The following is an 8,737-nucleotide window of genomic DNA, read 5'->3' as shown; positions in this document are numbered from 1 at the left end:
GCATCCGCGACCTCCCGGGGAACGACGACCCGACAGGCCACCACTCCCACGGAACCACCACTCCTATCCCCGACCAGCGGAAACGCACCGATCACGCCCGGAAAGACAACACCTTCTAATTCTCAATCTCGCCGATTTGACGCGCGTCTGACGTTCCCCTGAGGCTCCTCTCGCGTTCCTGACTGCGTCTGCGGAACGCTGCAGAAGTCTGAATCAGTCGTTGTTGAACGCCTGTTGCCCGGCTGCGCAGACTGATGGGCAAGGGCCGGGCGCGTCGCGTCCGAAGCCTCAGAAGTCCAGCTTGCTGAGTGAGTCGGGAGAAAGTGGAGAGAATGCGTATGCACAGCACGCTGATCGTGGCCCGGATGGATCCGGGGTCGAGCGACGACGTCGCCAAGATATTCGCCGATTTCGACGGGACAGAAATGCCGCATCGTATGGGCACGAGACGACGGCAGCTCTTCCAGTTCCGAGGCCTGTACTTCCATTTGCAGGACTTCGACACCGACAACGGTGGTGAGCTGATCCAGGAGGCGAAGGACGATCCGCGCTTCATCCGCATCAGCAACGACCTGAAGCCGTATATCGAGGCCTACGACCCGGCGACCTGGCGCTCACCCGCCGATGCGATGGCCAGCCGTTTCTACACCTGGGAGGCATCGGCGTGACCGGCCGACGAGTCGTCATCACCGGTATAGAGGTGCTGGCCCCGGGTGGCGTCGGGGCGAAGGACTTCTGGAGTCTGCTGAGCGACGGCCGTACCGCGACCCGCGGCATCACCTTCTTCGACCCCACGCCCTTTCGCTCCCGGGTCGCTGCGGAGATCGACTTCGACCCTGAGTTCCACGGCCTGACCCCGCAGGAGGTCCGACGCATGGACCGTGCCGCGCAGTTCGCCGTGGTCGCGGCGCGGGGCGCGGTCACCGACAGTGGCATCAACCTGGACTCGTACGACCCCTACCGGGTCGGCGTGACCATCGGCAGCGCCGTGGGCGCCACCATGGGGCTCGATCAGGAGTACAACGTCGTCAGCGACAGCGGCCGGCTCCACCTGGTCGACCATCGGTACGCGGTGCCGCACTTGTACAACTACCTGGTCCCCAGCTCCTTCGCCGCCGAGGTCGCCTGGACGGTGGGGGCACAGGGCCCCTCCACGGTCGTTTCCACGGGCTGCACCTCCGGGATCGACTCCGTCGGACACGCCGTCGAGTTGATCCGCGAGGGTTCCGCCGACGTCATGGTTGCCGGCTCCTCGGACGCCCCCATCTCGCCGATCACCATGGCGTGCTTCGACGCCATCAAGGCGACCACGCCCCGATACGACGACCCCGAACACGCCTCTCGTCCCTTTGACAACACTCGCAACGGATTCGTCCTGGGCGAGGGCGCGGCCGTCTTTGTCCTGGAGGAGCTGCACAGCGCCAGGAAGCGCGGCGCGCACGTGTACGCCGAGATCGCCGGCTACGCGACGCGCTCCAACGCATACCACATGACCGGTCTGCGGCCGGACGGCGCGGAGATGGCCGAGGCCATCCGGGTCGCCCTCGACGAGGCGCGGACGAACCCCACCGACATCGACTACGTCAACGCCCACGGCTCGGGCACCAAGCAGAACGACCGTCACGAGACCGCTGCTTTCAGGCACAGCCTGGGTGACCACGCGTACCGGACGCCGGTCAGCTCCATCAAGTCGATGGTCGGCCACTCGCTCGGCGCGATCGGGTCCATCGAGATCGCCGCGTCGGCCTTCGCCATGGAGTACAACGTCGTGCCGCCCACGGCCAATCTGCATACCACGGACCCGGAGTGCGATCTGGACTACGTCCCGCTGGTCGCCCGTGAGCAGCTCGTCGACACCGTCCTGACCGTCGGCAGTGGCTTCGGCGGGTTCCAGAGCGCCATGGTGCTGGCTCGACCCGAGAGGAACTGGGGATGACGGCGACCGTGGTCGTGACCGGCCTGGGCGTTGCCGCGCCCAACGGACTGGGCACGAAGGACTTCTGGGCGGCGACTCTGACCGGGAAGAACGGCATCGGCCGCGTCACCCGGTTCGACCCCTCTTCCTACCCGGTGATCCTGGCCGGCGAGGTGCCCGACTTCGTTGCTGAGGACCTGCTGCCCAGCCGGCTGCTCCCGCAGACCGACCACATGACCCGGCTTGCGCTCGTCGCCACCGACTGGGCACTGGCCGATGCGGGCGTCGACCCTGGGGAGCGCGCCGAGTTCGACATGGGTGTGGTCACGGCCAGTTCGTCGGGCGGATTTGAGTTCGGCCAGGGTGAACTGCAGAAGCTGTGGAGCCAGGGCAGCCAGTACGTCAGCGCGTACCAGTCGTTCGCCTGGTTCTACGCCGTCAACAGCGGGCAGATCTCGATCCGCAACGGCATGAAGGGTCCCAGCGGTGTGGTCGTCAGCGACCAGGCTGGCGGGTTGGACGCTGTGGCGCAAGCCCGGCGGCAGATCCGCAAGGGCACCGATCTCATCGTCTCCGGTGCCGTCGACGCCTCGATCTGCCCCTGGGGTTGGGTCGCACAGCTCACCAGTGGCCGCCTGAGCACCGGCGAGGAGCCGTCCAGCGCGTATCTGCCCTTCGACGCCGGGGCCGCCGGGTATGTGCCGGGTGAGGGCGGCGCCATCCTGATCATGGAGTCCGAGGAGTCGGCCCGGGCGCGCGACGCCCGTGTCTTCGGCGAGATCGCCGGGTACGGCGCCACGTTCGACCCGCGGCCGGGCAGCGGACGTGAACCCGGACTGCGCAAGGCCGTCGAACTGGCCCTGGCCGACGCGGGTGCCGAGCCGGGCGAGGTCGACGTGGTCTTCGCGGACGCCGCGGCCGTCCCCGAACTGGACCGCGTCGAGGCCGAGGCCATCACGGCGGTCTTCGGGCCACGGGGAGTTCCGGTGACGGCCCCGAAGACGATGACCGGACGCCTGTACTCCGGCGCGGGCCCCCTCGACCTCGCCGCCGCGCTGCTGTCCATCCGGGACGGCCGGATCCCGCCCACGGTCAACGTGGAGCTCTCCGCCGCATACCCCCTCGACCTGGTCGGGCCCCGGCCCCGTACCGCCGCGGTACGCACCGCACTCGTGCTCGCCCGCGGGCACGGCGGCTTCAACTCGGCCGTCGTCGTGCGCGCCGCCGACTGACCGTTTCCGACCGGCGTTCCGCGCGGGCGCACGTACCGCGTGCCGGAGCGCCCACCTGTCCCAAGGCGTCGTACCGACGCAGAAGGAGTGAACTGGCATGCCCACCCCCGAATTCACCCTGGACGACCTGCGGCGGATCCTGACCGAGGGCGCCGGCGCGGACGAGAGCGTGGACCTCGACGGCGACATCCTCGACATGCCGTTCGAGGCGCTGGGCTACGAGTCGCTGGCGCTGCTGGAGACCGGCAGCCGCATCGAACGCGAGTACACCATCAGCCTCGACGAGGAGGTGCTGGCCGTCGTGAACACGCCGCGCGCGCTGCTTTCCTCCGTCAACGCGCAGCTGCGCGCGGCGGCCGCCTGACCGCCACCACGGCGGGCCGGGCCGGGGCGCCCCGTCCCACCCGGTGTCCGCCCACCGCTCCACCGACCACAGCTCCACCGACCACGGTCACACCGACCAGCGGAGAGGCACACCATGTCCCAGCAGGACAAGCGCGTCGCCCTGATCACGGGCGCCACCAGCGGAATCGGTCTCGCGATCGCCCGGCTCCTGGCCGCTCAGGGGCACAGGGTGTTCATCGGCGCGCGCAGCGCGTCGAACGTGGAGAATACTGTGAAGGAACTGCGGGAGGCGAGCCACGAGGCCGCCGGCGCCGCGGTGGACGTCCGATCGAGCGACGAGGTCAAGGCCTTCGTGCACACGGCCGTCGAAACGTTCGGCACCATCGACGTCCTGGTCAACAACGCGGGTCGGTCTGGCGGCGGCGTCACTGCCGAGATCGCCGACGAACTCTGGTACGACGTCCTCGACACCAACCTCAACAGCGTCTTCCGCCTGACCCGTGAGGTGCTGACCACGGGCGGCATGCGGGAGAAGCAGCGCGGACGCATCATCAACATCGCCTCCACCGCGGGCAAACAGGGCGTGGTGCTCGGCGCCCCCTACTCCGCCTCCAAGCACGGCGTGGTGGGCTTCACCAAGGCTCTCGGCAACGAACTCGCCCCCACCGGTATCACGGTCAACGCAGTCTGCCCCGGATACGTCGAGACCCCCATGGCCCAGCGGGTCCGGCAGGGCTACGCGGCGGCCTACGACACCACCGAGGAGGCGATCCTGGAGAAGTTCCAGGCCAAGATCCCTCTCGGCCGTTACTCCACCCCGGAGGAGGTCGCCGGCCTGGTCGGCTACCTCGCGTCCGACTCCGCCGCCTCCATCACCGCTCAGGCCATGAACGTCTGCGGCGGCCTGGGCAACTTCTGACCACGACAGGAGGACCGAAGATGACCGTGCGCGAAGTGGAGCACGAGATCACGATCGCTGCGCCGGCCACCGCCGTCTACCGGCTGATCGCCGAAGTGGAGAACTGGCCCCGCATCTTCCCGCCCACCATCCACGTCGACCATGTCGAGCGCGGTGCGAACGAGGAACGCATCCGCATCTGGGCCACCGCCAACGACACGGCGAAGAACTGGACCTCGCACCGCACGCTGGACCCGGACGGCCTGCGGATCACCTTCCGCCAGGAGGTGTCGGCCCCGCCGGTCGCCGCCATGGGCGGCACCTGGATCATCGAGCCGCTGTCCGACGCACAGGCCCGCGTCCGGCTGCTGCACGACTACCGGGCGATCGACGACGACCCGAAGTCCCTGGCCTGGATCGACGAGGCGGTCGACCGCAACTCGCGCGCGGAGCTCGCCGCCCTCAGGACCAACGTGGAGGCCGCGCATGCCGCGGCGGCGGTGACGTTCTCCTTCGAGGACACCGTGCAGATCGATGGCACCGCGAAGGACGTCTACGACTTCATCAACGAGGCCGGACTCTGGGAGGAGCGCCTGCCGCATGTGGCCCGCGTTCACCTCCAGGAACTGTCGCCGGGGCTGCAGATCCTGGAGATGGACACCCGGGCCAAGGACGGCTCCACCCACACCACCAAGTCGTACCGGGTCTGCCTGCCGGTCCAGAAGATTGCGTACAAGCAGGTCACGCTTCCGGCGCTGATGACCCTGCACACCGGTTACTGGACCTTCCAGGAGCACGGCGGCGTCGCCGCCTCCTCGCAGCACACCGTCGTCCTCAACACGGCCAACATCGCCTCCGTACTGGGCGAGACCGCCACGGTCGAGGACGCGCGCGCGTACGTGCAGGCTGCGCTCAGCACCAACAGCCGCGCCACGCTCGGCCACGCGAAGACCTACGCGGAGAGTCGGCGCTGACGCCGGCTGGAGGATTTCCGTTCGAGAGGGAAGGGCCGATGGAGGCAAGCCGCCGCATGTCCTCACCCCATGCCGTGCGCAGGTGGTTCCAGCGGCTGCCGGACGTGCTGCCGACGGCGCGTCCGGACGCCCGCGCCGGGATCATCGAGCAGCACATCTGCCGCGCGCTGGCGGAGTTCCTGGGGGTGCCGCCGGGCCACCGGTTCAGCGCCGACCGGCCGCTGTGCCACCAGGGGGTGGACCCGGTCACCGCATTGCTGCTCAAACGCCGGCTGGAACAGGCGTTGGGCGTCACCCCGCACCGGGTGGAGCTGCTGCCCGGCGACTCGGCGCGGACCCTGGCTGAGCGACTGGCGCCGGGCTTCGGGACGGACACAGAGACACGCCACGAGAGGAACGGGGAACGTCATGCCAGGTCGGACATCGTCGTCGGAGGCACCCGGGACGCCGGCCCTCGACCGGTTCGGTGAACTGGCCGAACTGAAGGAGCGTATCCGCGGCGGACCGGATCCGAAGGCGATGCAACGCCAGCACGCGAAGGGCAAGCTGACGGTCCGGGAACGCATCGAACTCCTCCTCGACAAGGGAAGCTTCACCGAGATCGAGGCGCTGCGCCGGCACCGGGCGACCGGGTTCGGGCTGGAGCAGAGGAGGCCGCACACGGACGGTGTGGTCACCGGCTGGGGCACGGTGGAGGGCCGCACGGTCTTCGTCTACGCCCACGACTTCCGCATCTTCGGCGGCGCGCTGGGCGAGGCCCACGCCGCGAAGATCCACAAGATCATGGATATGGCCATCGCGGCCGGCGCGCCCCTGGTGTCACTGAACGACGGCGCGGGCGCCCGCATCCAGGAGGGCGTCTCCGCCCTCGCCGGCTACGGCGGCATCTTCCAGCGCAACACCAAGGCGAGCGGGGTGATCCCGCAGATCAGCGTGATGCTCGGCCCATGCGCGGGCGGCGCCGCGTACAGTCCCGCCCTCACGGACTTCGTCTTCATGGTCCGCGAGACCTCGCAGATGTTCATCACCGGCCCGGACGTGGTCAAGGCGGTCACGGGCGAGGAGATCACCTATGACGGCCTCGGCGGCGCCGACACCCACGGCTCGACCTCCGGCGTCGCGCACTTCGTCTACGACGACGAGGAGACCTGCCTGGCGGAGGTCCGCTACCTACTGTCCCTGCTGCCGTCCAACAACCGTGAACTCCCGCCGACGGCAACCGCTCCTACGACGTCCGGTCGGTGATCGCGGAACTCGTCGACGACGGTGACTTCATGGAGGTCCACGCGGAGTGGGCGACCAACTTGGTTTGCGCGCTGGCCCGGCTGGACGGGCAGGTCGTCGGCTTCGTCGCCAACCAGCCCGCGGCCCTGGCCGGCGTGCTGGACATCAGGGCCAGTGAGAAGGGCGCGCGGTTCGTGCAGTTCTGCGACTCCTTCAACATCCCGCTCGTCAGCCTGGTCGACGTACCCGGATTCCTGCCCGGAGTGGATCAGGAACACAACGGGATCATCCGCCACGGCGCCAAGTTGCTGTACGCGTACTGCAACGCGACGGCCCCCCGGGTGTCGGTGGTCCTGCGCAAGGCGTACGGAGGCGCGTACATCGTCATGGACTCGCGCTCGACCGGGGCGGACGTGGCGCTGGCCTGGCCGGACAACGAGATCGCGGTGATGGGTGCCGAAGGGGCGGCGGGGGTGGTCTTCCGCAGGGAGATCGCCGCGGCCGAGGATCCCGAGGCGATGCGCGCGCAGAAGATCGAGGAGTACCGCAGGGAGCTGGTGCATCCCTAACTACGCGGCGGAACGGGGACTCGTCGACGACGTCATCGACCCCCGGGACACGCGTGCGGTGCTGATCCGCTCACTCGCCATGCTGCGGGCCAAGGACGCCGGCCTGCCGCACCGCAGGCACGGCAACCCTCCCCAGTGACGGACAGGAGTGCGGCGGGGTCGGAGGCGAGGGGGGTGACGGGGTGGCCGGTGCCGAGGGCGAATCCGGGGCCGAGGGCGTAGGAGGCGCCCCAGACGGCCGCGTTGGGGACGAGGACGACGCAGAGCAGCAGGACGGCGAACCGTCCGGACCAGCCCTCCGTGAGGTGGAGGAACGACGCGCGCGCGGCACCGCCGTGCAGGACGGTCGAGACGGCGACCAGGAGGGCGCCGCCCCCGAGAAGCACCCCGGCCCCGGCGAGAGCGGCCCGCAGGACGACGCCGCTGTCGGACTCCCCGGTGTGCCGCGACCCGGCGCCCTTGTCGCCGCTGAGCCTGCGCAGGAGCCCGGTGACGAAGTCGGCGCCGTTCCCGGGCGCGAGCCCCTCCAAACGCCCGGCGCTCTGCCGGACGCCCGCTGCGGCGGCGGCACCGACGAGGACCGGCAGACAGGTGCCGGTCCACACCCAGGAGGGCCGCAGCGCACCCCCGGCGGCGTACCAGGCGGCCCCGGCGGCGACGAGGAGGTACCCGCAGACGACGCCGGCCCACCCGGCGCCGCCCCCGTCGGCGTCCCGCGCGGCACGCCGGACGAGCCACACGGGGAGCAGGACGAGGAGCAGCGGCGTCACCCCCATGGGTGCGGGAACACCCGAAAGGGTGTCGACGCGGACGAGTTCCACGCCGTGCGCGAGGAGCCACAGGGAGGCGGCGACGTGGAGCGCGCCGCCCGGTCCGCTGTCCGGATAGGGGGAGCTGATCCACAGGACCATGACGAGCACCGCGACCGATCCGAGCCCGAGGCCTGCGGCGAGCGTGCCACCGAGGAGGCCGGCGGCGAGTCCGGGTGAGCGGTCGCGCAGGCGGGCGGGGAGGGACGACAGCGGCAGGCGGCGGGCGGTCATCGGGTTCACGCCCGTCATGCTCCCAACGACACGCGCTTTCCTGGCGTAACAGGCGAACGTTCGCCGTGTCACCCAAAATACTTTTATGTACTTTTTCGTCCGGAAGGGTGCCCGGTGACTCAGAGCCCAGCCACCCCCCTCCCCCCTCCCAAGGAACGCCGACGCCTGCGCGAGGCCCACGCGCTGACCCAGGATCAGGTCGCCTCGACGGTCGGCGTCACCCGAGAGACGGTGCGCGCCTGGGAGGCCGGCCGTACGACACCGCGCGGCACCAAACGGGTCGCGTACGCGAAGCTTCTGGCGTCTTGGGAGGACGAAGTGACGCGGTTTCAGGATGTGACGCAACCTCAGGCGGCGCCGGTGGCGTCTCTCCTGGCAGAACCGCCGCATCAGGACCCTGACGACGCCCAGGACACCGACGCCCCACGGTGAGGGTCTCGCGGGTGAGCTGGGGGAGGGCGTAGGCGTTGATGCGCTGATCGTGGGGGCTGCTGTCGGGGTGGGCGAGGACGGTGACGTCCGTGATGTGGCCGCCGT

The 8,737-nt window shown here is 69.7% G+C and carries 7 protein-coding genes and 3 pseudogenes; 9 read left to right on the top strand and 1 reads right to left on the bottom strand.

Annotation, left to right across the window (positions count from 1 at the left end; all coding sequences use genetic code 11):
* Window positions 1-338 precede the first annotated feature (338 nt).
* From ACVNF4_RS28350 to ACVNF4_RS28315, 8 genes and pseudogenes are all read left to right on the top strand, one after another.
* Window positions 339-668: a TcmI family type II polyketide cyclase gene (locus ACVNF4_RS28350; protein WP_114256229.1), complete on the top strand. Its 330-nt coding sequence runs from the start codon at window positions 339-341 to the stop codon at window positions 666-668.
* Window positions 665-1,936, top strand: coding sequence for a beta-ketoacyl-[acyl-carrier-protein] synthase family protein (locus tag ACVNF4_RS28345; RefSeq protein WP_461805728.1), 1,272 nt, complete (start codon window positions 665-667; stop codon window positions 1,934-1,936). Before ACVNF4_RS28350 ends, ACVNF4_RS28345 begins: the two co-directional genes overlap by 4 nt.
* The gene (locus ACVNF4_RS28340) at window positions 1,933-3,147 is read left to right on the top strand and encodes a ketosynthase chain-length factor (protein ID WP_461805727.1); all 1,215 of its coding nucleotides are present in this window, start codon (window positions 1,933-1,935) and stop codon (window positions 3,145-3,147) included. The genes ACVNF4_RS28345 and ACVNF4_RS28340 overlap by 4 nt, the downstream gene beginning before the upstream one ends.
* 97 nt (window positions 3,148-3,244) lie before the next feature.
* Window positions 3,245-3,511, top strand: a complete 267-nt coding sequence (locus tag ACVNF4_RS28335) for an acyl carrier protein (RefSeq protein ID WP_461805726.1) — start codon at window positions 3,245-3,247, stop codon at window positions 3,509-3,511.
* A 114-nt stretch (window positions 3,512-3,625) separates the two neighbouring features.
* Window positions 3,626-4,411: a 3-oxoacyl-ACP reductase FabG gene (gene fabG, locus ACVNF4_RS28330; protein ID WP_461805725.1), complete on the top strand. Its 786-nt coding sequence runs from the start codon at window positions 3,626-3,628 to the stop codon at window positions 4,409-4,411.
* Between the two features lie 20 nt (window positions 4,412-4,431).
* The gene (locus ACVNF4_RS28325; protein WP_461805724.1) at window positions 4,432-5,364 is read left to right on the top strand and encodes an aromatase/cyclase; all 933 of its coding nucleotides are present in this window, start codon (window positions 4,432-4,434) and stop codon (window positions 5,362-5,364) included.
* A 56-nt stretch (window positions 5,365-5,420) separates the two neighbouring features.
* A complete protein-coding gene (locus ACVNF4_RS28320; RefSeq protein WP_461805723.1) occupies window positions 5,421-5,834 on the top strand; it encodes an acyl carrier protein in 414 nt (137 codons plus the stop codon).
* A pseudogene (locus ACVNF4_RS28315) lies at window positions 5,773-7,296 on the top strand (acyl-CoA carboxylase subunit beta). Before ACVNF4_RS28320 ends, ACVNF4_RS28315 begins: the two are co-directional and overlap by 62 nt.
* A gap of 4 nt (window positions 7,297-7,300) precedes the next feature.
* On the opposite strand, the pseudogene ACVNF4_RS28310 reads toward ACVNF4_RS28315, so the two are convergent.
* Window positions 7,301-8,218 (bottom strand): annotated as a pseudogene (locus ACVNF4_RS28310) (cell division protein PerM); the annotation flags it as partial.
* A gap of 96 nt (window positions 8,219-8,314) precedes the next feature.
* Between ACVNF4_RS28310 and ACVNF4_RS28305 the strand changes: the two are divergent.
* Window positions 8,315-8,518: pseudogene (locus ACVNF4_RS28305) on the top strand (helix-turn-helix transcriptional regulator); the annotation flags it as partial.
* Window positions 8,519-8,737 lie beyond the last annotated feature (219 nt).

It is taken from the genome of Streptomyces sp. S6, assembly GCF_054880855.1.
The sequence above is the reverse complement of the archived record's forward strand: the minus strand, read 5'-3'. Positions and strand labels throughout refer to the sequence as shown.